Genomic DNA, 23,852 nt, shown 5'->3' on the forward strand with positions numbered 1-23,852 from the left:
ACCCTCTCCCGTGGGGAGAGGGAGGGGCCCAAGCGAAGCTTGGGAGGGTGAGGGCGTGGTGAGCCAACCGAAGTGCCGGCACGCCGTCGACCGTCCCTAATCCCTCACCCTCCCACCGCTACGCGGCGGGTCCCTCCCTCTCCCTCTGGGAGAGGGTCTTCTTCGCGCCCAGCCCCGAAATCCAGTCCCGCGCCGGCCGCTCGAACAGCACCAGCGACAGATAGGCCGCCGGGATCAGGGCCACGATCCAGAACAGCACCCACAGCCGCAGGGCGTCGCCGTTCAGGCCCCAATCGGCCACGCCGATCCAGTTGATCCCCATCTTCAGGGCGATCGGGTGCAGCAGATACAGGCTGAAGCTCAGCTGGGCCCAGGGCGCCAGGCGGCGGCTGACGCCGCCCTGCGCGCCGGCCGCGTCGGCGGCGACCCCGGCCAGGCCCAGGGCGTAGACGATCAGCAGCAGCAGGGTCCGCTCGATCCGGAAGGTCGAGGCCACCAGGAAGACCGCCAGCAGCCCCCACATCCAGACCCTTGCGAAGGGCAGCTTGCCCAGCACGTCGCGCAGCTGGAAGGCCAGCATGCCCAGCAGGAAGCCCGGCACGGCGCGCAGCACCCCGAAGTTCCAGGTCCACTGGTGGAAGGGCATCTCGCCGTCGGGGTTCAGCAGCAGCAGCACGAAGCTGGCGACCGTGACGATCGCCGTGACGACCCGCCCGCGCGCCGTGATCCAGAACAGCAGCGGCAGGGCCAGATACATCCCCATCTCGGCGCTGATCGCCCAGCTGACGAAGTTCCAGGTCTGGCTGTGGCAGGTATGCCAGGCGTGGACGAACAGCACGTTGGGAACGATGCAGGACAGGTCGTAGCGCTTGGGGTCGACATCGCCGCCCCAGTGCACGACGCCCGCCGCCCAGACGCCGACGAAAACCAGCATGGTCGCCCAGTGCAGCGGCCCAAGCCGCGCCACCCGCTTCTTCAGGAAGGTCCCGTACTTGTTCCAGCCGGTCAGTCGGCCGGTATAGATCGCCGCCATCACGTAGCCGGAGATCAGGAAGAACAGGTCCACGATCAGGCTGAAGCCCTTGATCATGTCGTCCGCCACCTGCCAGCGCCCATCCAGGTTGATGTAGCGGTTGAAGTGGAACACCACGATCATCAGCGCCCCAACGATGCGCAGGGCGTCCAGATGCAGCATCTCGTCGGAGTCGGGCTTGAGGGCGGGCAGCGCTTTCATCGCCCAGGGATGGGACGAGCGGGGGAGATGGTCAAGCTCGGCGCCGGGGACATGCCCTTGCGGCGTGTCCCCATCAGCACCCGCTGAGCCAGGACTTGGGGACACGCCGCGAGGGCATGTCCCCGCCTCTAGTGCCCCGCCCCTTCCGGCAAATGCGTCTTGTCGTGCCGGCCCACCCGCTCGACCAGGGTGGCGGCGGCCTGGTTCATGCCGATGACCTCGACCTCGGCCCCCTGGCGTCGATAGCGGAACACCACCTTGTCCACCGCCGCGACGGCGGTCAGGTCCCAGAGGTGGGCGCCGGTCAGGTCGATCTCGACCCGGCGCGGCTTGCCGTGGAATTCGAACGCCGCGGCGAACAGGTCGGCCGAGACGAAGAAGATCTGGCCGCTGACCACGTAGCGGCGCACGCCTTCATCGCCGGTCTCGATCTCGCGCACGGCCAGCACCTTGCCCACCTTGCGGGCGAAGAAGATCACACTGAGCATCACGCCCAGCACCACGCCCTTGGACAGGTCGTGGGTGGTCAGCACGGTCACGGTGACCGCCAGCATGACGATCGTCGACTGCACCGGGGTGGAGCGGATGTTCGTCACCGAGCCCCAGTCGAAGGTCTTGATCGACACCATGATCATCACCGCCACCAGGGCGGCCATCGGGATCCGGGCCACCCAGTCGCGCAGCACCAGGATCAGGATCAGCAGGAACAGGCCGGCCCAGAAGGTCGACAGCCGTCCGCGCCCGCCCGAGGTGACGTTGATCATCGACTGGCCGATCATCGCGCAGCCGGCCATGCCGCCCAGCAGCGGCGAGACGATGTTGGCGATCCCCTGCCCGCGCGTCTCGCGGTCCTTGTCCGACGGGGTGTCGGTGATGTCGTCCAGCAGGTTGGCGGTCAGCAGGCTTTCCAGCAGGCCCACGAAGGCCAGGGTCAACGAGACCGGGGCGATGATCCGAAGGGTCTCCCAGGTGAGCGGCACGGCGGGGATATGGAACGCCGGCAGGGCGGTGGGCAGCTGGCCCATGTCGCCGACGGTGGTCACGTCGACCTTGAAGGCGACGGCCACCGCGCTGAGCAGCAGGATCGCCACCAGGGGCGACGGGACCGCCTTGGTCAGCCTCGGGAACAGATAGATGATCGCCAGACCGGCCCCGACCATGGCGAAGGTCTGCCAGTTGCCGTGCATCAGCTGGGGCAGCTGGGCCAGGAAGATCAGGATGCCCAGCGAGTTGACGAAGCCGCTCATCACCGACTTGGACACGAACCGCACGTAGCGGCCCAGGCGCAGCACGCCGATGACGACTTGGATCAGGCCGGTCAGCAGGCTGGCGGCGAACAGGAACTCGATCCCGTGGTCGCGGACCAGCCCGCCCATCAGCAACGACATCGCCCCGGTCGCCGCCGAGATCATCGCCGGTCGGCCGCCGACGAAGGCGATGGTCATGGCGATCACGAACGAGGCGTAGAGGCCCACGGCCGGGTCCACGCCCGCGATGAACGAGAAGGCCAGGGCCTCGGGGATCAGGGCCAGGGCCACGACCGTGCCCGACAGCAGGTCGGCGCGCGGCTGGCCCAGCCACTCGCGACGGAGGGTGGTGAGGACGGTTTTCACGGGCGAGGCATGCAGCGGAGCACGGCGACGGTCAAGCGCACTGCGTCCTTCGAGGCCCGCTGCGCGGGCGCCTCAGGATGAGGACCTTGGTTGCACTGAATTCCTCATCCTGAGGTGCGAGCCGCCATTCTTGCTTTGGGGGCGAGCCTCGAAGGACGCAGGGCCTTAACGCAGCGCCGGGCCCTTGGCCTTGTCCAGCGAGGCCAGCGCCATCTTCGGCGCCGACGGGTCCTGAACGGCTTCGCCGGCGTCAGCCAGCATCTGATCGATGTGGTTGCGCTGGGCCTTGAAGCGCGACAGCTCGCCGCCGGCCAGGATCGTGCCTTGCGGCACCTTGGCGCCGATCGGGTTGACCCGCTGCCCGTTCAGCCAGACCTCGTAGTGCAGGTGCGGACCGGTCGCCAGGCCCGTGGAGCCCACATAGGCCACGACCTGGCCCTGGCGTACGCGCACGCCCGGCTTGATGCCCTTGGCGTAGCGCGAGATGTGGCCGTAGCCGGTGTCCCACTGGCCCGAATGGCGGATGCGCAGCCAGTTGCCGTAACCGCTCCAGCGGCGGGCCTCCAGCACCACGCCGTCGCCGGCCGCCAGGATCGGGGTGCCGGTGCCGGCCCCGAAGTCGACGCCCTTGTGGCCGCGGGTGTAGCCCAGCACCGGATGCTTGCGCATGCCGAAGGTGGAGGTGATGCGGGCGCCGTCGACCGGCGTGCGCAGCAGGAAGCCTTTGATGTTCTTGCCCAGCTCGTCGAAGAACTGCGGCTTGCCGTCTTCACCGGGGCGCTCGAAGGCGTAGAACTTCTGGCCCTTGACCTCGGCGTATTCCAGGTCGCCGGCCTCGACCGTGCGGCCGCTTTCGGTGACCTTGCGGCCGAACACCAGGCAGAACTTGTCGCCTTCCTTGATGTCGCGCGAGAAGTCGATCTTGTGCGAGAACAGCTTGGCCGCCTGGCTGATCACCGCCGGGGTGCCGCCCACGTCGGCCACGCTCTCGTAGAACGAACCCTTCATCTCGCCGCACGCGACCTTGGTCTCGTCGGTGACCTTTTCCTCGAGCTCGCGCAGCTTCATCGCGCCGTCGAAGGTGCGCGAGACGGTCAGGGTCGAGGACGGGCTGGTGCGCATCGACAGGCCGATCAGGCGGGCCGAACCCGCGCGGCCGTTGCGGCGCTCGGCGACGGCGGCTTCGAACGCCATGCCGGCCTTGATGTTGACGGTGTCGATCGCGCCCTGCAGGGCGGTGACCACCTGGCGGGCGTCGTTGGGGGCGATGCCGGTGCGCAGCACGGCGCCTTCCAGGGTCTCGCCGGGACGCACCTTCACGGGGATGGATTCCGGACGCTCGAAGCCCGGCTGGGCCTCGGCGCTGGCGAAGGCGGCGTGTTGCAGGGCGGCCAGGGCGCTGGCGTCCAGCGGGGCCTTGACCACCTGCATCGGCGCGTCGGTGGCCGTCAGCTTCCAACCCAGGCCCAGGGCGGCCAGACCGGCGATCGCGGTGAAGACCTTCGGGGCCAGACGCAAGGTCGGCCGTCTCGGATCGAATTCCTGCATCAAGACCCCGACTGGTAGCGATGCCGTGCGTTCAAAATGACACGACTGGGATGCCCCCCAGCAAACCTCGCGCCGGAAAATGACGGATGACGCCACCTTCGGGCAAGGACTATTCGGTGCTTCGGGCGATTTGTCACGGATAGGGTTAAGACCCTGATCCTAAAAAGGAAAACGCCCGCCTCCGAGAGGCGGGCGCTCTACTTTTCGGGTTTCGTTCGCCAGCGACTACGCCGCGGCGACTTGCTCGTTCGGATCGCGCAGCACGTAGCCGCGGCCCCAGACGGTTTCGATGTGGTGCTTGCCCTGGGCCGAGGCCGCCAGCTTCTTGCGCAGCTTGCAGATGAAAACGTCGATGATCTTCAGTTCCGGCTCGTCCATGCCGCCGTACAGGTGGTTGAGGAACATCTCCTTGGTCAGGGTCGTGCCCTTGCGCAGGGAGAGCAGCTCCAGCATCTGGTATTCCTTGCCGGTCAGGTGAACGCGGTTGCCGTTCACTTCGACCGTCTTGGCGTCCAGGTTCACGATGATGTCGCCGGTCTTGATGACCGACTGGGCGTGACCCTTCGAACGACGGACCACCGCGTGGATGCGGGCGATCATCTCGTCCTTGTGGAACGGCTTGGTCATGTAGTCGTCGGCGCCRCCCGAGAAGGTCTTCACCTTCGTGTCGATTTCGGCGCTGCCCGACAGGATCATGATCGGCGTGTTCACCTTCGCCACCCGCAGGGTGCGCAGAACGTCCAGCCCGCTCATGTCCGGCAGATTCAGGTCCAGCAGGATCAGGTCGTAGTCATAGATCTTGCCCAGATCCACGCCCTCTTCGCCAAGATCCGTCGTGTAGACGTTGAAGCCTTCAGACTTCAGCATCAGCTCGATGGTCTGCGCGGTGGCGCTGTCATCCTCGATCAACAGTACGCGCATGCAGCCCTCCCCGCCCTTGGGCGGCATTATTCGACAGCTAGGCGGAATCCGCCGGTGAAACCCGTCCTGCACTCTGCCGGACAGTTAATTTAAGACAGGTTAATGGTGAATGATCTCGTCGAAGAAATGGTTAATCTGATTTGCGAATCGGGTGCAAGCGGTCAGCGACTCATTTGGCGCAATGGTCGCAGGGGGCTGTGGACAGCCCGTCAAGACGATTCCTTTTGGCGCGAAACGCCTGATTTGCGGGGTTTGGAAAGGGTTCGGCGCCCCTGTTTTCCGACCGTTTCAGCGGCCCGCCGTTAATCCGTGAGGCGAGATTGCGGCGTTCTGTCGCGAGAATTTTACTGCCTTGGCCATGGGCCTCGGAGCGTCGCCGCGAGCCTTGCCGCGCAAGGTCCGCGACGTCCGGTCGCGGCGGGTTTCACCCTATTTTTCGCCCGAAGCTTCTGGGGCCAGCCAACCGGCCTCCCGAAGCTTGGCCACGGAGGTCCGAGAAACCGGCGCGGTGAGGTCGCCGCGCAAGGTCAGGCGCAGGTTTCGGCCGTCGGCGACCACCCCGGTGACGGCCGCCCGGGCCACCCACCACGAGCGGTGCACGCGCATCCCCTCGTGAGCCATGCCGGCTATCACCCGCTCGAACGGCCCGGCGACCAGGCGCGAGCCGTTCGGGGTGTGGACCCGCACATAGTGGTCCTCCATCCGCAGGCACAGCACCTCGCCCGAGGCCGGCATGGCCGTGGCTTGCGGCTCGGCCTGGACCGGATGGGGGTCGCGCGTCCGGGCCTTCATCGCGCGGCGGACGATGACGAAGGTCAGGACCGGTCCCGACAGGAAGACGCACTGGCCGTACCACTCCAGCGGCGCGATCCTGTCGCGCAGGAACGGCCACAGCGTCGTGGCCAGCCAGCTGATGAACAGCGCCAGCGGCACGCAGCCGACCAGCAGCGCGACGACGATCACCGGCCAGACCGGGAGCCTCAGACGTTCCGCCCCGGCCACCGCCAGGCGCTGCAGCACGCCGAAAATCAGGGTTCCCACGCAGAAACAGACGACGAAGTGGAAGATGCGCGGCCAGACCGCTCCATTCAGATAGCTGCCGTACGGACCGATCACGCCGACGAACACGCCGATCGTCGCGGCGACGGCGAAGTCGATCGCCCATTCGCGGGCGGTTCCCAGCAGAGGTTCGGCCCTGGCGGCCGTGGGGTCGGTCATACCGTTGCTATAACGTCGGTTCGCCGGTTCGCGAACCCGTTCGCCCATTCGCGAAGCGGCGGTGGCGGGCCGTCGGGGCCGGCGGCATCACCCTGGACATCTTCCATCCCCGAGGACGTCCATGTCGCTTCGTTCCCTGCTTCTCGCCCCGCTCGCCGTCTTGAGCGTGGGGCTGGCCTCGCCGGCCCTGGCCGCCAGCGCCGGCTTCACCGTGGTCCAGGCCGCCGATCCGCAAGGGGGCGCGCCGATCACCGTCGGCATCTGGTATCCCGCCGACGCCCCCGCCAAGCTGATGGACCTGGGCATCGGCCAGCAGACCGTGGCGGCCGGCGCGCCCCTGGTCGGCGACCACCTGCCGCTGATCGTCATGTCGCACGGCAACGGCGGCTTCTTCGGCGGCCATGCCGACACCGCCCAGGCCCTGGCCGAAGCCGGCTTCGTGGTCGCCGCCCTGACCCACACCGGCGACAACTACGCCGACCAGAGCCGCGCCACCGACATGGCCAACCGGCCGCGCCAGCTGTCGGTGCTGATCGAGTACATGCTGAAGGCCTCGCCGATGCAGGCGGCGCTCGATCCGGAGCGGGTCGGGGCGTTTGGCTTCTCCTCGGGCGGCTTCACCGTGCTGGCGGCGGCCGGCGGCGAGCCGGAGCTGACGACCCTGGCCCCGCATTGCAAGGCCCATCCCGACTTCTTCGACTGCAAGCTGACCGCTTCACACCCACCGCCGGCCGACGCGCTGAAGGCGGTCTGGACCCACGACGCGCGGATCAAGGCCGTGGTCTCCGCCGCCCCGGCCATGGGCTACAGCCTCACCAAGACCGGCCTGTCGAAGGTGACGGTCCCGCTGCAGCTGTGGCGGGCCGAGAACGACCAGATCCTGCCCGACCCGTTCTACGCCTCGGCCGTGCGCGCCAACCTGCCCAAGCCGCCGGAATGGCATGTCGTCCCCGGGGCCGGGCACTTCGACTTCCTGACGCCCTGCAACGACCAGGGCCGCGCCACCGCCGCGTTCATCTGCACCAGCGCGCCGGGCTTCGACCGGGCGGCCTTCCACAAGGATTTCGACGCCAAGGTGGTGGGGTTCTTCAAGGCCAATCTGGCCAAGCCCTAGCCCCCAAGCTCCGGTCGTCCCGGCCAAGGCCGGGATGACCGGAAAGAGGGGTGGTCATAAGGACGCAGCCCCCTGGCTTAACCGCAATCCTCAAGAGCGAATTAACCATGTCGGTCTACTTCACTCCCCATTAACGCCCGGGGCCCAAAGCTTGGCCCTGAGCCGTCGGGAGTTGTGCTTGCGTAGCCTGATCGCCGCCGTCGAACGTATCGATCCGCTGACCGTCTTCGGTCGCGTCGCCGCCGTGAACGGCCTCCTGATCGAGGCGCGCGGCGGACTGACCCGTCTTGCCGTCGGCGCGCGGGTCGAGATCGAGCGCCTGGGCCTGCCGGTCCTGCCCGCCGAGGTGGTCGGCTTCCGCGAAACCCGCGCCCTTCTGATGCCGTTCGGCCCCGTCGAGGGCGTGGCCCCCGGCGCCGTCATCAAGATCATGCCCGAGGGCGCCGTGGTCCGTCCGACCAAGGCCTGGCTGGGCCGCATCATCAACGCCTTCGGCGAGCCGATCGACGGCCTGGGCCCGCTGCCCCAGGGCGAGGTCCCCTACCCCCTGAAGACCCCGCCCCCGCCCGCCCACGCCCGAGGCCGGGTCGGCGAGCGCATCGACCTGGGCGTGCGGTCGATGAACGTCTTCACCACCACCTGCCGCGGCCAGCGCCTGGGCATCTTCGCCGGCTCGGGCGTGGGCAAGTCGGTGCTGCTGTCGATGCTGGCCAAGGAGGCCACCTGCGACGCCGTCGTGGTGGGCCTGATCGGCGAACGGGGCCGCGAGGTCCGCGAGTTCATCGAGGAGACCCTGGGCGAGGACGGCCTCAAGCGCGCCATCGTCGTGGTCGCCACCTCGGACGAGCCGGCCCTGACCCGCCGCCAGGCCGCCTACATGACCCTGGCGATCAGCGAGTTCCTGCGCGACCAGGACCTGGAAGTCCTCTGCCTGATGGACTCGGTCACCCGCTTCGCCATGGCCCAGCGCGAGATCGGCCTGGCCGCCGGCGAGCCGCCGACCACCAAGGGCTACACCCCCACCGTCTTCACCGAGCTGCCCAAGCTGCTGGAGCGCGCCGGTCCCGGTCCGATCCGTCCCGACGGCACCACGGCCGCCCCGATCACCGCGCTGTTCACGGTGCTGGTCGACGGCGACGACCACAACGAGCCGATCGCCGACGCCGCCCGAGGCATCCTGGACGGCCACATCGTCATGGAACGGTCGATCGCCGAGCGCGGCCGCTTCCCCGCGATCAACGTCCTGAAGTCCATCAGCCGGACCATGCCCGGCTGCCAGACGCTGGAAGAGCGCGAGGTCGTGAAGATGGCCCGCCAGACCCTGGCCGCCTATTCGAACATGGAGGAGCTGATCCGCATCGGCGCCTACCGCGCCGGGGCCGATCCGCTGATCGACCGCGCCATCCGCCTGAACCCCGCCGTCGAGGCCTTCCTCAGCCAGAGCCCCGACGAGGCCACCAGCCTCGACGACAGCTTCGGCTACCTCGCCCACATCCTGCAGAGTGAAGCCGCGTAATGACCAAGTGGGCCGACTCCCTGATCCGCATCTCGAACCACGAGGTCGAGACCCTGCAGAAGCGCCTGGCCGAGATCGTCGAGCGCCGCCAGACCGCCGAGATGAAGGTCGCCACCCTGGACGCCCAGTCCGAGCTGGAGGCGATGCAGGCCCAGGGCGACGTCGAGGCCGGCTGGTACATGATCGGCTTCCGCCAGGGTTCGAAGATCCGCCGCGACCAGGCCCTGCTGGAGATCGACCAGATCCTGATCGAGGAAGCCGGCGCCCGCGACGCCCTGTCGATGGCCTTCGAGAACCTCAAGAAATACGAGCACGTCGCCGAGGCCGCCAAGGTGGCCAAGATCAAGCTGGCGGGCAAGCTGGAGACGGCGGCCCTGGACGAGCTGGGCCTGCGCCGGGTGGCGGTCGGTGGGCGGTAAGGGTCTCGACCGCCGCGCGGTCCTGGCCAGCGCCCTGGCCCTGACCGCCTGCGGCTCCAAGGACGCCCAGAGCCAGTCCGCCCCCGCCGACCTGCCGCCGCTGAAGAGCCTGGCGCCGTTCCGGATCGGGGCCTGCGTCCAGGCGCTGCACCTGGACGATCCGGCCCTGGCCGCCCTGCTGGCCCGCGAGGTCAGCCAGCTGACCCCCGAGTGGGAAATGAAGATGGAGTACATCGTCCAGCCGGACGGCTCCTTCCGCTTCGACGCCCCCGACCGCATCGCCGCCTTCGCCCGCGCCCACGGCATGGGCCTGCTGGGCCACACCCTGATCTGGTACGCCCAGGCCCCGGAGGCCTTCGAGCGGCTGGACGAGAGCCGCATCGGCTTCGCCGACGCCTACCGCAACTACATCCTGGCGGTGGCCGGCCGCTATGCCGGCCAGGTGGTCGGCTGGGACGTCGTCAACGAGGCGGTGGCCGAGGACGGCAACGGCTGGCGTGACAGCCTGTGGTCCCGCCGCCTGGGCGACTTCGAGCACATCGCCCTGGCCTATCGCACGGCGCGCGAGGCCGACCCGCACGCGGCCCTGCTGCTGAACGACTACAATCTCGAATATTATCCCAGGAAGCGCGCCACGTTCCTGAAGCTGGCCGAGCGCCTGCTGGCCTCGGGCGCGCCGCTGACGGGCCTGGGAACCCAGATGCACGTGGCGGCCGACATCGCTCCGGGCCAGATCACCACGATGATCCGCGACCTGGCGAGCCTGGGCCTGCCGATCCACGTCTCCGAGCTGGACGTCTCGCTGGTCCGGTCGGAAAACAAGCTGCTGTCGCGTGGCGAACTGCAGCGCCGCCAGGCGGCCGTCTACGCCGAGACCGCCGAGGCCTTCATGGCCCTGCCCGAACGCCAGCGTTTCGCCTTCACCCTGTGGGGCCTGCGCGACAAGGACTCGTGGCTGAAGAAGGAGAACGCCGCCGACGCCCCGGCGCCGTTCGACGACGCCGGACGGCCCAAGGCCGGCGCGGCGGCCCTGGCGGGGGCGTTCAGGGCCTAGCTGGCGGCCTCGTCCGACCCGTTGTCGTTGATGTCCAGGCTCAGCGTCTTGGCCAGGGCCAGGATCTGCAGGCGTTGGGACAGGGGCAGTTGCGGCACCAGCGAGGCCAGCTCCACGCCTTCCTCGGTGGCCATGAAGCGGCGCACGGCCATGGTGCGCTTGTCGCCGTCGACCACGCTGTCCAGCGGCGGCATGCCTTCGAAGAACCAGGCCACCGAGGTCTGCAGCGTCACCGCCATGCCGTAGAGTTTGGACGCGCTGACGCGATTGGCCCCGCGCTCGTACTTCTGCAGTTGCTGGAAGGTGATGCCCACGCTGTCGGCCAGTTGGGTCTGGCTCAGGCCCATGGATTTGCGGCGCATCCGGATGCGGGCGCCCACATGGATGTCGACGAGGTGAGGTTCTTGATCGGCGGTCAACATGCGTCTCCGACTGGAGACTTGAGACGCCTCCTTGCCGCTTAGACGCCGGGAACGACCCCTGCCCTCAAGCTCGACGGTGAATTTTCGTAAACCGCGTTATTCGGTCGCAGGGTACGGAGGACTTAGTCGGCCGTTTTCTGGGCCGGGGGACGGGTGACGGCGGCCACGGCGTGGTCGGCGTCGCTGGCCTGGCGCAGAGCCCGCAGGTCCTCGCTGATCCGGAAGATGGCGACATAGAATTCGCAGAAGGCGCGCCACAGCAGCACCATGGCGGCGGCCACCAGCAGGCCCGCGACCAGCACGGGGAAGGCCAGCAGCAGCGATTGCAGGCCGGGCTCCTTCAGGGCCAGGCCGACGGCGGCGCCGACCACCGAGAACGCGAACAGGGCCACGACGCCGAGGCCGGCCCAGTAGATCAGGTGAATCACCGGCCCCGTGACGAGACGATCGAACGTCAGCAGGTCCCAGAACAGACCGCTCGAGCTACGCGCCTTGGAATTTCTGGCCGGAGCCATCCGACACCCCTCATGTCAGCGGGAGCTCCGCCGGGTACTGGCCCATCGCTAGCAGTGCGAAGCCCGCTCGGCAATGCCGAGCGGGCTCGCGGATCATCAGACGACGATCGTTGGCTGGGTCGACGGTTACTGGGGCTTGGCGCCGGCCAGAGTGGCGTCGATCTGAGCCTTGGTGGCCGTGGTCTGCAGGCCGCCAGCGGTGGCGGCGCTGAAGCTGGCCTTGGGCAGGGCGAACTTCTTCTCGCCGCTGGTCACGACCACGTTGGTCGAGCCGTCGGCGCCGGTGGTGGTGCCGGCGATCGTGCCGACCACCGCGCCCGAGGGGTCCTTCACCTCGGAGCCGACCTTCAGGTCCAGGGCCACGTTGGCCGAGGACGGGGTGCCGGCGGCGTCGGCGTCAGCGGCCGTCGAGGTGGTGCTGGTCGTGCTGCTGGTGGTCGACTGGGTCGGCGCGCCCGGCAGGGCGCTGGTCGGCGCGGCCGAGGTGGCCGGAGCCGTGGTGGCCGCAGGCGCGGCCGGGGTGGTCGACTGGGCCGGAGCCGTCGTCGTGGTGGTCGTGGAAGAGGTAGTGGCCGGCGGCGTCTGAGCCGGGGCGGTCGATTGGGCGAAAGCGGCCCCAGCCAGCGAAACGGTCGCGGCGGCGGCGAGCATGGCGATCTTGGTTTTCATCATTACGCTCCGTCGTGAAGGCCCCCGCCTTGCAAACCGAACGCGACCTATCGGCAACGGTTCCGAAATAGTCAGTAACAACCCGTGACCATTTCGGGGCATTTCCAGGCTTTTTCTAGGCCGAAGGCCCGAGATCCGGACGCTGGGAGCGTCCTAGACCATCCCCACCGTGCGCAGGCGCGCACGCGGGTGGATTTCGTTCTGGCTCATCACCACGGTCTGGCCGCGGAAGCGCTCGATGATCGAACGGACGTAGGGACGCACGCCCGGGCTGGTCAGCAGCACGGCGCTGTCGCCCGCCATGGCGGCGCGGTCGAAGGCGTCTCGCACGCCGCGGATGAAGTCCTGCAGGCGCGACGGGGCCAGGGCCAACTGCTTGTCCTCGCCCGGACCGACCAGGGCCTCGGCGAAGGCCTGCTCCCACTCGGCCGACAGGGTGATGATCGGCAGGGAGCCGTCCTCGCCGCGGTTGGCCCAGCACAGCTGGCGGCCCAGGCGGGCGCGGACCTGTTCTGTCAGCTGCACCACCGAGGCGGTGTGCGGCGCGGCCTCGCCCATGCCTTCCAGGATCTGCGGCAGGTCGCGGATCGACACGCGCTCCTTGAGCAGGGCCTGCAGCACGCGCTGGATGGTGGCGGCGGTGACCACCGAGGGGATCAGGTCGTCGACCAGCTTCTTCTGGCCCTCGGGCAGGTCCTTCAGCAGCTTCTGCACCTCGGCGTAGGAGAGCAGGTCGGCCATGTTCTCCTTGAGGATCTCGGTCAGGTGCGTGGTCAGCACGGTGGCCGGATCGACGATGGTGTAGCCGCGGAAGGTGGCTTCCTCGCGCATGGCTTCCTCGACCCAGGTCGCGGGCAGGCCGAAGGCCGGTTCGCGCACGTGCTCGCCGGGCAGCTCGACCTGGCCGCCGCGCGGGTCCATGGCCATCAGGCAGCCCAGGCGGACCTCGCCGGCCCCGGCTTCCATCTCCTTGATGCGGATCGCGTAGCCCTGGTTGGCCAGGCGCATGTTGTCCAGGATGCGGACCGGCGGCATGACGAAGCCAAACTCGGTGGCCAGGGTCTTGCGCAGGGCGCGAATCTGGTCGGTCAGCTTGCGGCCGTCCAGGTCGTTGATCAGGGTCAGCAGGCCGTAGCCCAGCTCGATCTTGACGTCGTCGATGGCCAGGGAGGCGCTGATCGGCTCCTCCTCGGGCTCGGCCGAGGCTTCGGCCAGGGCGGCCAGGGCGGCGGCGTCCAGGGGCTGCGGCTCCTTGGCCTTCACGGCGCGGCGATAGGCCAGGTAGCCCGAACCCACGGCCAGCGCGGCGAAGGGCAGGATCGGCATGCCGGGGATCAGGGCGATCACGCCCGACGAGGCCGAGACCATGCCCAGGGCGACCGGGTTCATGGCCAGCTGGGTGGTCAGGGCCTTGTTGGCGCTGCCCTCGACGCCGGCCTTGGACACGACCATGCCGGCGGCGATCGAGATGATCAGGGCCGGGATCTGGCTGACCAGGCCGTCGCCGATGGTCATGATGGTGTAGGAGGCCGAGGCCTCGCCGATCGGCATCTTGTGCTGGACGACGCCGATCAGGATGCCGCCGATGATGTTGATCGCGGTGATGATCAGGCCGGCGACGGCGTCGCCCTTCACGAACTTGCTGGCGCCGTCCATGGCCCCGAAGAAGGTCGATTCCTGCTCCAGGTCCTTGCGGCGCTGCTTGGCGGTGTCCTGGTCGATCAGGCCGGTCGACAGGTCGGCGTCGATGGCCATCTGCTTGCCGGGCATGGCGTCCAGGGTGAAGCGGGCCGCGACTTCCGCGATCCGGCCCGAACCCTTGGTGACGACCATGAAGTTCACCACCACCAGGATGATGAAGACGATCACCCCGATGACGAAGTTGCCCTGCATCATCAGGTTGCCGAACGCCTGGATGACGGCGCCGGCCCCGTGCGAGCCCTCCTGGCCGTGGCCGAGGATCAGGCGCGTCGAGGCCACGTTCAGGCCCAGGCGATAGAGGGTCGCGACCAGCAGGACGGTCGGGAACGAGGTGAATTCCAGCGGCTTCTTGATCAGGATCGCCGTCATCAGGATCAGCACGGCGCCGGTCAGCGAGATCGCCAGCAGCAGGTCCAGCAGGATCGCCGGAACCGGGATGATCAGCAGGACGATGATGCCCACGACGCCCAGGGCCAGGCCCATTTCGCCGCGCAGGATCCCTTCCCACAGCGACTTGGCGCTGGGGACCGAGGAGGCGGTCTTGGGGACGGCGGCGTCAGCCATTCAGAGTGTTCGATCCGTTAGCTTGGCCAGTAACTGCGCTGAATCCGCCTTGAAGCGATTTGCGCGAACCCGCCAGGGTCTTAACCGAAATTAGCCATGTCCGGCGCCGGACCGATGGTCGCGGGCGCCGGGACCTGGACAGGCGATCAGGCGGCGGCCACGCCGCCCTGGGGCGGCGGCACCGAGACGCCGGCGTCGGAATATTCCTTCAGCTTGTTGCGCAGGGTGCGGATCGAGATGCCCAGGATGTTGGCCGCGTGCGTGCGGTTGCCCAGGCAGTGCTCCAGGGTGTCGATGATCAGGGTCTGCTCGACCTCGGCCACCGTCGAGCCGACGAAGGTGCGCGAGACGGCGTCGGCCGCCATCTGGGCGCCGCGGGCGACCTGGGTGTCCGGAGCCGGGGCCAGGGGCTGGCCGTCCGGCAGGCGGATGGCGAACTCCTCGATCTCGGCGCCCGGCGACAGCAGCACCGCGCGGTGCATGGCGTTTTCCAGCTCGCGGACGTTGCCCGGCCAGCGGTGGGCGATCAGCCGGCGCTTGGCCTCGGCCGAGATCGGCTTTTCGGCGACGCCGTTGGCGGCCGAGTACTTCTTCACGAAGTGCTCGCACAGGGTCAGCACATCGCCCGGACGCTCGCGCAGCGGCGGCAGGCGCAGGTTCACGACGTTCAGGCGGTAGAGTAGGTCCTCGCGGAACGTGCCGTCCTTCACCGCCGCGGCCAGGTCGCGGTTGGACGTGGCCAGGATGCGGATGTCGACCTTGACCGGCTTGGAGCCGCCCACGCGGTCGATCTCGCGCTCCTGGATGGCGCGCAGCAGCTTGGCCTGCAGGCGGGTGTCCATCTCGCTGATTTCGTCCAGCAGCAGGGTGCCGCCGTTGGCTTCCTCGAACTTGCCGACCCGGCGGGCCACGGCGCCGGTGAAGGCGCCCTTCTCGTGGCCGAACAGCTCGCTTTCCAGCAGGTTCTCGGGAATGGCGGCGCAGTTGACGCTGATGAACGGCGCCTTGGCCCGACGCGATTTGGTGTGGACGTAACGGGCCATCACCTCCTTGCCCGAACCGCTTTCGCCGGTGATCAGGATCGAGGCTTCCGACGGGGCGACCTGGTCGGCCAGGCGGATGACGCCCTCCATGGCCGGGTCGCGGACGATCATCGGACGATTGTCGTCGGTGACGGCGGCCAGGACCGCGGCGATCAGCTCGGCGTCCGGCGGCAGCGGGATGAATTCCTTGGCCCCGGCCTTGATCGCCGCGGCGGCCCGCATCGGATCGGCGTCGACGCCGCAGGCCACCACCGGCACCCGGATCCGCTCGGACTCGTTGGCGGCGATCAGGCCCGCGATGTCGAGCGTGTACTCGACCATCATCAGGTCCGCGCCCTGCCCGGCCCGCAGCGCGTGGGTCGCGGCTTCGCAGGTCTCGACGTGCGAGACCTTGGCCCCGGTGTTCATCGCCATTTTCACGGCGACCGAGAGCTGTCCGTTCAGTTTTCCGACGACCAGGAGGCGCATCGTTCTATCTCCGTTGGGGTGTTTTTACCCCGGCAGTTCAACTGGTTAAGCTTCACTCGACGTCGCTGGGGATCACCCGGCGGCGTCGCCGTCCTTGATGATTTCCGTCATGGTCACGCCCAGGCGCTCGTCGACGACGACGACCTCGCCGCGCGCCACCAGGCGGTTGTTCACATAGATGTCGATCGCCTCGCCGACCTTGCGGTCCAGCTCGAGGATCGATCCGGCCGACAGCTGCAGCAGCTGCGCCACCGACATGTGGGCCCGGCCCAGCACGGCGGAGATGTTGACCGGCACGTCGAAGACCGGCGCCAGGTCCGAGGCGATCTTGTCGCTGAGTTCGACCGGCATCTCGGAGGCCAGCATCGAGCCGCCGAATTCGTCGAGGGTGAGGTTGTCTTCGGACATGACGGTCAGCTCTCGCTAGGCAGAAGGGGTTCGGCGTGGAGTCCCTCGGCCGCGATGGCGGCTTCGAGGGCTTGGGTGACGCGGGCGGCCGCGTCGTCAGGATTGAAGGCCGCGCGCCCGTCGCCCCAGTCGAGGAGGAAGGCGGCGGCCGGCATGGCGTCGGCCCGGGCGACGATCTGGCCCGGGAAGCCGATGGCCTGGGCCGTCTGCTCCAGGGCGGCCTGGGTGCGCTCGACCAGATGGGCGGCGACGCGGACGGTCAGTTTCGGGCTGGCCTCGACCTCGCGGGCCAGGGCGACCAGGGCCGCCTCGGCCGGAGCCTGGGGGAACTGGTCCAGGGCGGCGTCGGCGATCGCCCGGCCGCAGGCCAGGGCCAGCATCGCCGAGCCCTCGCGGTGCTCGTGGGCGACGGCGGTCAGGGTCGAGAAGGCGCTGTGGATCGCCTGGCCGATGGTGTTCAGGGCCATGACGGCCTCGTGTTCGGCCTGGGCGACGGCCGATTGCTCGCCGGCCGCGAAGGCTTCGGCCTTGGCCTCTTCCAGCTCTTCCAGCGTGAAGTTCTTCTTCACCCGCGCCGGCGCGGTCATGCCGCCGTGGTCGTCGAACACGGTGTCGAAGGTGAAGCGCTTGGGGGTCATGTCGGTCATTCAGCCATCCCCCTAGTAGATCAGTTCGTCTTCGGCGCCGGCGCCGGCCAGCATGATCTCGCCCTTGGCGGCCAGGTCCTTGGCCACCTGCACCATGGCGACCTGGGCTTGGTCGACGTCTTTCAGACGGACCGGACCCATGCTCTCCATGTCCTCGCGCATGATCTTGCTGGCGCGCTCGGACATGTTCGAGAAGAACATCTCGCGCAGCTTGTCCGAGGCGCCCTTCAGGGCCAGGGCCAGCTGTTCCTTGCCAGTGGCGCGCAGCAGGGTCTGGACGCCGCCCGGATCCAGCTTGGAGAGGTCCTCGAACACGAACATCAGGGCGCGGATGCGCTCGGCGGCTTCGCGGTTGCGCTCTTCCAGCGCGGCGATGAAGCGGGCTTCGGTCTGGCGGTCGAAGTTGTTGAAGATCTCGGCCATCATCTCGTGGCTGTCGCGCTTGGACGTGCGCGCCAGGTTCGACATGAATTCGGTGCGCAGGGTCTGCTCGATCTTGTCGAGAATCTCGCGCTGCACCGGCTCCATCCGCAGCATGCGGGTGACGCATTCCAGGGCGAAGTCTTCCGGCAGCGAGGCCAGCACGCGCGCGGCGTGGTCGGACTTCACCTTGGACAGCACCACGGCGACGGTCTGCGGGTATTCGTTCTTCAGATAGTTGGCGAGCACCGCCTCGTTCACGTTGCCCAGCTTGTCCCACATGGTCCGACCCGCGGGACCGCGGATCTCTTCCATGAGCTGATCGACCTTCTCCTGCGGCATGAAGGCCGACAGCAGGCGCTGGGTCTGCTCATAGGAGCCCATGATCGCGCCGGTCGAGCTCATGCCCGAGACGAACTCGACCAGCAGCTCTTCCACGACCGAGGCCGAGACCGTGCCCAGGCCGGCCATGGCCTGGGAGACTTCCTTGATCTCTTCGTCGTCCAGGGCTTGCCAGATCGCCGTGTGGTCCTCGCCCAGAGCGAGCAGCACGATGGCGGCCTTTTCCGGCCCGGCCAGTTTCTTGACGTCGTTGACGGAGGTCTTCATCGCCTACTCCGACTCGTGAAGCCAGGAGCGGAGGATCGCGACGGATTCTTCCGGATGCTTTTCGACGAACTCGGAGACCCGCTTGATCGACGAGGCCTTCACCTGGCCTTCGATCTTGGCGATGTCGATGCGCTGGTCCATGTCGCCCGGACCGGCGATGGCGATGGACTCGCCCGATTGGTCGACCACCACTTCCTGGGTGGAGCCGTCCGACAGGGTGACCAGGCGGGTGATCTGCGGGGTGTTCAGCGCCAGGCCCAGCGGGGTCGGCGGCGGGCTCATCAGGCTCTTGAGGAACGGACGCACCGCGAACAGCAGGATCAGCAGGGCCACGACGGCCAGCACGCCCAGCTCGGCGAAGCGCATCAGGTCGTTCTTGTCCATGCCGTCCAGCAGGCCGGCCTTGCCCAGACCCTGGTCCTCGGGCTGCGGGAAGCGGACGTTGACCACCGAGACCTGGTCGCCGCGGGTCTGGTCGAAGCCGACCGCGGTCTTCACCATCTGCTCGAGCTGCGCCATCTCCTCGGCGGTGCGCGGGGTGTAGGCGCCCGGCTTGCCGTCCTTGCCCGGAGGGGCGGTGATGCCGTCGATGGCCACCGAGACGTCCTGGCGGATCACCGAACCCGGCTCCTGGACGGTGGTCTTGGTGCTTTCTGAGATCTCGTAGTTGGTGACGCTCTCGTTGCTGTCCTGCTTGGAGCCCACCGGCTGGAAGCCGTTCGGGGTCTGGCCGGGGATGTTCTGGGTCGAGGTGACGCCGCCGGTGTCGTCGTTCTTGGTCTCGCTGGCGTTGTTGGCGTTGGTGCTTTCCGAGCGGATGACCTGGCCGTCCGGATCGAACTTGCGCTCCTGGACAGTGACGCGGTTCAGGTCGAGCTTGGCGTTGACGGTGACGCGCGCCTTGCCCGGGCCGAGCACGCCGTCGAGCATTTCCTTGACTGTCTTGGCGACGCGGGCCTCGGCCTCGCTCTTGGCGTCCTGGGCCAGCTTGCCGGCCAGGCTGCCGTCGTTGCCGGCCGACAGGGTCTTGCCGTGCTGGTCGATGACGTTAACGGCGTCGGGCTTCATGCCGGCGACCGAACCGGCCACCAGGTTCTGGACGGCGCGGACCATGTCGGCCGAAGGCTCGCGGCCCGTGCTGATGGTGACGGCGGCGGTCGGCTTCTCGGCGTCTTCCTCGAACAGCTGGCGCTTGGGCAGCACCAGGTGGACGCGGGCGCCCTTGACGCCGTCCCAGCCCTGGATGGTGCGCTCCAGCTCGCCCTGCAGGGCGCGCTGGCGGTTCAGTTGCTGGACGAAATCGGTCTGGCCCAGCGCGCTGGAAGTGTCGAAAATCTCGTAGCCGACCGACCCGGAGGTCACCAGGCCCTTGGTGAAGATCAGCTGGCGGGCGGCGTTGACCTTGTCGCGGGCGACATAGATCGTCGCGCCGTCGCTCTTGGTCTCATACTTGATGTTGGCCGCGTCGAGCGCCTGGGTGGCGGCGGCGGATTCCTTGGGGTCGACGTTCGACAGCAGCAGCTCGTTGGGCTGCTTGCTCATCATCATCATGACGGCGGCGATCACGGCGATGCCGCCGACAACAACGCCGATCAGGGCGGCCAGACGGCCGACGCCAAACCTTTGAATCGCGCTGAGGAACTTATCCAAACTACGCCCTACCCCTGAACAGCGTTCCCGACAGAACGCCAGCCGCTGCATGCCGAAGCACGCCGTCGCTAGGCAGGATTTACCCAGTGCAAGGTAAACGGGTCGTTTACAAAAGGCCCCTCCAAGGGGGGACCAAGGGCGCCAAAAGGTCGCGGCCGCGCCCCGAGGGACGCGGCCGCTGATCTGTACAACTTGGACCGCTGAAGGGCCGAAACCCTTGCGCGGCTTACGCTTTCAGCCCCGCGAACTAGCGGTACTGCTGAAGCCGCGTGGTCCGAAGACCCGCCAGGCCGTGCCGGTCGATCGATTGCTGCCAGGCGAGGAACTCCTCGTTGGTCAACTTGTACCGATCGCACGCCTCGTCGAGCGAGAGGAGACCACCGCGGACGGCGGCCACCACTTCGGCCTTGCGCCGGATCACCCAACGTTGGGTTTCCGGAGGCGGCAAATCCGAGAGAGTTAGCGGCGCGCCGGTCGGACCGATCACGTACTTCTCACCCCGGCTGTTCGTGCGCTGCTGCTGCAACATGGCTTTACGCCTTTCCCACAACCATCACTGTTGGAGAGGAATATAGGCGCCGGGAAATAACAGGCGCTTAATTCCAATAGTAAAGAAAGACTGAAACACGAAGCCTTCCCCCTACTCCCGTGATGTATCAATGTGACACAGGGTAATTAAGGTCAGTTAAGACCTGTAATTACCGCTTAATGCTCAGAAGCTCTTCTAGCATCTGGTCAGCGGTGGTGATGATCTTCGACGAAGCCGAATAGGCTCTTTGTGTCGTGATCAACCCCGTGAACTCGGTCGACAAGTCGACCGTCGAAGCTTCCAGCGTGGACGGAGCAATCGAGCCCGCGCCGCCGCCGCCTGGAGTCTTCAAGCTATAGGTGCCGCTTTCGTTGGTGACGCGATATGCATTTCCGTTCACCCCCTTCAATCCGTTGGGGTTCGAGAACGTGGCGATCGCTACCTGTGCGATCCGGCGGGTCACGCCGTTGTCGAAGATCGCCGAAACATAACCTTCGTCGTCGACTTCGATGTTGGTCAGGTTGCCGAAGGCGGTGCCGTTGGTGTTCACCGACTGGACCACCGATTGGCTGTTGTACTGGGTCAGGCCGCCGGCGGCGCTGGCCAGGTCGATCTGGATGCCCTGGCTGTCGATGCCCAGGCCGTCGGCCCAGCGCGGCGGGGTCACCGCCGGCGGAGCCAGGTTGGCCACGGCCGGGTCCGACGCGCCGATGTTGATCGCCGTCGGGGTGACGCCGCCGAACAGGTTGCCGACCGAGCTCAGCTTGCCGTCGGTGGTGAAGGTCACCTTGCCCGAGCTGATCAGGCCGTTGGTGTTGTTGTCCAGGTCGCCCGGCTTGGCGCGCAGTTCGGCGAACCACTCGTTGGGGCCGGGGCCCTTCAGCAGCGACAGGGTGACGGTGCGCTGGCCGCCCTTGGAGTCCGAGACCGGGATCTGGATCTCGAAGTCCGGCTTGACGCCGGTGGTCGGGTCTTCGGCGTAGTCCGACATCGAGCGGGTCGTCGGGTCATAGGCGCCGCTGGCGACGGCGTCGGCCTTGGTGCCCATGCCCAGGGCGGCGACGGCGACGGTGTTGGCGCCGACGGTGATGTTGGCGACCGCGGTCGGCGCGGCCGGCGCGGGGTTGTTCTGCATGTAGTTGACCAGCGCCCCGGTGGTGGGGTTGTAGGTCGCCACGCCCGTCGAGAGCACGGTGGCGCCCTGCTTCACCTCGACCGCGTACTGGTTGCCGTTGCCGGTCGGGCTGTACGAGACTGTGTAGGTGCCGGTGCCGCCGCCGGAGTCGAGGACGCCGGTCTTGGTCGCCACGGCGTTGGCCGCGGCCGAGACAGGCTGTTCCGAGCGCAGGTTGGCGTTGACGCCGACGCGAGTGGTCTTCTCGGCGGTGCCGCCGACCGTGCCGACGTTGATCGACGACAGCTGGGTCAGGTCCGAGGGATCGGGCGTGATCGTGCCGGTCACCGGATCGGCCAGCCAGCCCTGCAGGTACAGGCCTGCGTCGTTGCGCAGGTAACCCAGGTTGTCGAGCTGGAACGAACCGGCGCGGGTGAACGAGCGGCTGTCGGTGGCGGTCAGGCCTTCCGGCTTCTCGGTGCCGACGAAGAAGCCCGAGCCGGCGATCGACAGGTCCAGGTTCGAGGTCGTGGCCTGGGTCAGGCCCTGCTGGCTGACGAACTGGTGGGTCTGGGCCCGCACGCCGCCGGCGCTGTAGGTGGCGTTCTTGCTCTGCGAGGTGACCAGCGTCGAGAAGTTGGCCGAGCTGCGCTTGTAGCCGACCGTGTTGACGTTGGCGATGTTGTCCGAAATCGCGGCCAGGGCCGACGAGTTGGAGATCAGGCCGGAAACCCCGGCGAGCATGGCGCTGTTGATGCTCATGACTGCGATCCTGCGATGAAGTTCAAAAACGAATGGGTTTGAGGGTTCAGCGCGGTTTGCGTTTGGGTCTCTGAAGAGACCGCGACGGCGTCATTCTGACGCCCGTTCATCGGGTGGCGGCGACCGCTAGGTGGTCGCCGCGGGCGCGTTGGTGACGCCGATCACGGAGTCGAGCGGCACTTTCGTGTCGCCGATCCAGACCATGTTGACGCCGCTTTCGTTGGTGACCTTGGTGACGACGCCGTCGATGCGTCCCTTGGCCGTGGTGGTGATCTTCGAGCCTTCCGCGTCCGTCGCGGTGACCTTGATGGTGTACTCGCCGCCTTCGGGCTGCTGGACGCCTTCGGGCGTGCTCTTGCCGTCCCACTTGAAGGTGTGGTCGCCGCCCGACATGTCGTCGGGCAGGACGGTGGCGATGGTCTTGCCGAACTTGTCGAGGACCTCGATCTTCACCCCGGTGGCCGAACGGCTCTGGGTGTAGCTCCAGGTGGCTTCCTTGTTCTTCAGCACCGACTTGTCGGTTTCGGCGGTGACCTGCTTGCCCATCAGGTTGACGCCTTCGCTGATGCCGCCGCCCGTGCTCATGCCGACCAGGGCCGCCAGCAGGTCGTTGGTGACCAGTTGCTGCTCGACGCCCGTCATCTGGGTGATCTGGCTGGTCATCTGGGTCGTGTCGGTGGGCGCCAGCGGATCCTGGTTCTTCAGCTGGGTGGTCAGCAGCTTGAGGAACGTCTGCTCGTTGTTGGCGAGCGAGTTCCGCGAGTTGTTGATCTTGTCGGTGGTGGCGTTACCGGTGCTGCTGGTGGCGGCGACCATGGCGGACTCTCCTAGATTCTGACGTCGACGCCGCTGCTGTCGGCGACGCGAAGGCCGGGCAGCAGGGCGGACGGAGACAGGGTGGGGATTTCCTCGCCCAGCGCCGATCGGAAGGCGCGGCCTTGGAAAGCCTGACGGCCGTTCTCGCCGTCCTGGAAGTTGTTGAAGAAGGCGTTCTGGTTCTGGCCGCCGTTCTGGTTCTGGCTCGAGCTGTCGAAGCTCAAGGCGCTGTCGGCGACGTTGAAGCCGGCGGCGGCCAAAGCCTGGCGCAGTTCGCCCGACTTGCCGCGCAGCTCGGCGGCGGCGGCCGGGTTGTCGAAGTTCAGGGCGGCGGTCAGCTTGCCGTCCTTGGCGATCTCGATGCGCACGTCGACGCGGCCTAGGCCTTCCGGCTGCAGCACCACGTCGAAGCGGCTGGTCTTGCCGACCACCGCCTTGCTGGCGATCTCGGTCGTCAGGTGGCTGACCGTCTCGGGGCCGGCCTTGGGCAGCTGGGCGGCGACGATCGGGGCCGGCGCGGCGGCGGTGCCGGGCGCGACGAAGGTCGGGGCGGTCGCGGCGGCGTCGGTCGAGGCAACGACCGGCGCGGCGTCCTTCAGGGCCGAGCCCTGGGCGTTGGATTGGTCCTTGGCGCCGCTTTCGGCTCCGCCTTCGCCGGTCGTCGCGGCATGAGCCGTGGCGGCGACCTGGCCGTGGGCGGGCTCGGCGGCGGCGTCTGCCACGGCGGCCGCGACGGCGGTCGCGGTGGTCGAGGCGGCGGCCTTCTGTTCGACGGGCTTGGCGATCTTGCCGGTCACCGAGACGACTTCCGGCGCGGCGGCCTGGGCGGCGACAGCGGCCTGAGCGGCGGCGGGCTCGGCGGCTTCGGTCGTCGGCGC

22 protein-coding genes and 1 pseudogene are annotated in these 23,852 nt (G+C 67.9%); 4 read left to right on the forward strand and 19 right to left on the reverse strand.

The features are described from left to right. Window positions 1-118: 118 nt before the first annotated feature. The 6 genes and pseudogenes from AC1DMQ_RS03940 to AC1DMQ_RS03965 form a co-directional block, all read right to left on the reverse strand. A complete protein-coding gene (locus AC1DMQ_RS03940; RefSeq protein ID WP_477032242.1) occupies window positions 119-1,234 on the reverse strand; it encodes an acyltransferase family protein in 1,116 nt (371 codons plus the stop codon). 128 nt (window positions 1,235-1,362) lie between these two features. Beyond that, the gene (locus AC1DMQ_RS03945; RefSeq protein WP_477032243.1) at window positions 1,363-2,847 is read right to left on the reverse strand and encodes a SulP family inorganic anion transporter; all 1,485 of its coding nucleotides are present in this window, start codon (window positions 2,845-2,847) and stop codon (window positions 1,363-1,365) included. Beyond that, window positions 2,844-2,971 (reverse strand): annotated as a pseudogene (locus AC1DMQ_RS03950) (hypothetical protein); the annotation flags it as partial. The gene AC1DMQ_RS03945 and the pseudogene AC1DMQ_RS03950, both read right to left, overlap by 4 nt. A 41-nt stretch (window positions 2,972-3,012) precedes the next feature. Further along, a complete protein-coding gene (locus AC1DMQ_RS03955; RefSeq protein ID WP_477032244.1) occupies window positions 3,013-4,395 on the reverse strand; it encodes a peptidoglycan DD-metalloendopeptidase family protein in 1,383 nt (460 codons plus the stop codon). Between the two features lie 225 nt (window positions 4,396-4,620). Continuing rightward, window positions 4,621-5,316, reverse strand: coding sequence for a response regulator transcription factor CtrA (ctrA, locus tag AC1DMQ_RS03960; protein ID WP_012285089.1), 696 nt, complete (start codon window positions 5,314-5,316; stop codon window positions 4,621-4,623). Between the two features lie 429 nt (window positions 5,317-5,745). Next, window positions 5,746-6,534, reverse strand: a complete 789-nt coding sequence (locus AC1DMQ_RS03965; RefSeq protein ID WP_477032245.1) for a LytTR family DNA-binding domain-containing protein — start codon at window positions 6,532-6,534, stop codon at window positions 5,746-5,748. A gap of 121 nt (window positions 6,535-6,655) precedes the next feature. On the opposite strand from AC1DMQ_RS03965, the gene AC1DMQ_RS03970 reads away from it, so the two are divergent. The 4 genes from AC1DMQ_RS03970 (at window position 6,656) to AC1DMQ_RS03985 (ending at window position 10,637) form a co-directional block, all read left to right on the forward strand. Continuing rightward, window positions 6,656-7,648, forward strand: coding sequence for an alpha/beta hydrolase family protein (locus AC1DMQ_RS03970; RefSeq protein ID WP_477032246.1), 993 nt, complete (start codon window positions 6,656-6,658; stop codon window positions 7,646-7,648). Window positions 7,649-7,826: 178 nt separating this feature from the next. Beyond that, on the forward strand, window positions 7,827-9,164 hold the full coding sequence (gene fliI / locus AC1DMQ_RS03975; RefSeq protein ID WP_477032247.1) for a flagellar protein export ATPase FliI: 1,338 nt from the start codon (window positions 7,827-7,829) through the stop codon (window positions 9,162-9,164). Then, window positions 9,164-9,583 (forward strand): flagellar export protein FliJ, encoded by a 420-nt coding sequence (locus AC1DMQ_RS03980; protein ID WP_477032248.1) that lies wholly within the window; start codon window positions 9,164-9,166, stop codon window positions 9,581-9,583. Before fliI ends, AC1DMQ_RS03980 begins: the two co-directional genes overlap by 1 nt. Continuing rightward, window positions 9,573-10,637, forward strand: a complete 1,065-nt coding sequence (locus AC1DMQ_RS03985; protein ID WP_477032249.1) for an endo-1,4-beta-xylanase — start codon at window positions 9,573-9,575, stop codon at window positions 10,635-10,637. The genes AC1DMQ_RS03980 and AC1DMQ_RS03985 overlap by 11 nt, the downstream gene beginning before the upstream one ends. Here AC1DMQ_RS03985 and AC1DMQ_RS03990 read toward each other — a convergent pair. From AC1DMQ_RS03990 to AC1DMQ_RS04050, 13 genes are all read right to left on the reverse strand, one after another. Then, window positions 10,634-11,056 (reverse strand): helix-turn-helix domain-containing protein, encoded by a 423-nt coding sequence (locus AC1DMQ_RS03990; protein ID WP_477032250.1) that lies wholly within the window; start codon window positions 11,054-11,056, stop codon window positions 10,634-10,636. The genes AC1DMQ_RS03985 and AC1DMQ_RS03990 overlap by 4 nt on opposite strands. Before the next feature lie 125 nt (window positions 11,057-11,181). Next, window positions 11,182-11,574: a DUF4282 domain-containing protein gene (locus tag AC1DMQ_RS03995; RefSeq protein WP_477032251.1), complete on the reverse strand. Its 393-nt coding sequence runs from the start codon at window positions 11,572-11,574 to the stop codon at window positions 11,182-11,184. A gap of 126 nt (window positions 11,575-11,700) precedes the next feature. Next, window positions 11,701-12,243, reverse strand: coding sequence for a hypothetical protein (locus AC1DMQ_RS04000; protein WP_477032252.1), 543 nt, complete (start codon window positions 12,241-12,243; stop codon window positions 11,701-11,703). Window positions 12,244-12,396: 153 nt separating this feature from the next. Then, entirely contained in the window at window positions 12,397-14,508 is a 2,112-nt protein-coding gene (flhA, locus tag AC1DMQ_RS04005) for a flagellar biosynthesis protein FlhA (protein WP_477032253.1), read from the reverse strand. A 146-nt stretch (window positions 14,509-14,654) separates the two neighbouring features. Next, the gene (gene flbD / locus AC1DMQ_RS04010; RefSeq protein ID WP_477032254.1) at window positions 14,655-16,019 is read right to left on the reverse strand and encodes a sigma-54-dependent transcriptional regulator FlbD; all 1,365 of its coding nucleotides are present in this window, start codon (window positions 16,017-16,019) and stop codon (window positions 14,655-14,657) included. Window positions 16,020-16,091: 72 nt separating this feature from the next. Next, window positions 16,092-16,427: a flagellar motor switch protein FliN gene (gene fliN, locus AC1DMQ_RS04015; protein ID WP_035072446.1), complete on the reverse strand. Its 336-nt coding sequence runs from the start codon at window positions 16,425-16,427 to the stop codon at window positions 16,092-16,094. A gap of 5 nt (window positions 16,428-16,432) precedes the next feature. After that, window positions 16,433-17,074: a FliH/SctL family protein gene (locus AC1DMQ_RS04020; protein WP_477032255.1), complete on the reverse strand. Its 642-nt coding sequence runs from the start codon at window positions 17,072-17,074 to the stop codon at window positions 16,433-16,435. A 12-nt stretch (window positions 17,075-17,086) separates the two neighbouring features. Continuing rightward, window positions 17,087-18,103, reverse strand: a complete 1,017-nt coding sequence (gene fliG, locus AC1DMQ_RS04025; RefSeq protein ID WP_477032256.1) for a flagellar motor switch protein FliG — start codon at window positions 18,101-18,103, stop codon at window positions 17,087-17,089. A 3-nt stretch (window positions 18,104-18,106) separates the two neighbouring features. Continuing rightward, window positions 18,107-19,753, reverse strand: a complete 1,647-nt coding sequence (fliF, locus tag AC1DMQ_RS04030) for a flagellar basal-body MS-ring/collar protein FliF (protein ID WP_477032257.1) — start codon at window positions 19,751-19,753, stop codon at window positions 18,107-18,109. Window positions 19,754-20,000: 247 nt separating this feature from the next. Beyond that, the gene (sciP, locus tag AC1DMQ_RS04035; protein ID WP_007675208.1) at window positions 20,001-20,282 is read right to left on the reverse strand and encodes a CtrA inhibitor SciP; all 282 of its coding nucleotides are present in this window, start codon (window positions 20,280-20,282) and stop codon (window positions 20,001-20,003) included. A 169-nt stretch (window positions 20,283-20,451) separates the two neighbouring features. Then, complete coding sequence (gene flgE / locus AC1DMQ_RS04040; RefSeq protein WP_477032258.1) at window positions 20,452-22,158, reverse strand: flagellar hook protein FlgE; 1,707 nt, start codon at window positions 22,156-22,158, stop codon at window positions 20,452-20,454. A gap of 126 nt (window positions 22,159-22,284) precedes the next feature. Beyond that, window positions 22,285-22,974: a flagellar hook assembly protein FlgD gene (locus AC1DMQ_RS04045; protein ID WP_477032259.1), complete on the reverse strand. Its 690-nt coding sequence runs from the start codon at window positions 22,972-22,974 to the stop codon at window positions 22,285-22,287. Between the two features lie 11 nt (window positions 22,975-22,985). Then, on the reverse strand, window positions 22,986-23,852 hold an 867-nt coding region (locus AC1DMQ_RS04050; protein ID WP_477032260.1), incomplete at its 5' end, for a flagellar hook-length control protein FliK.

It is taken from the genome of Caulobacter sp. 05L422, from assembly GCF_056397765.1.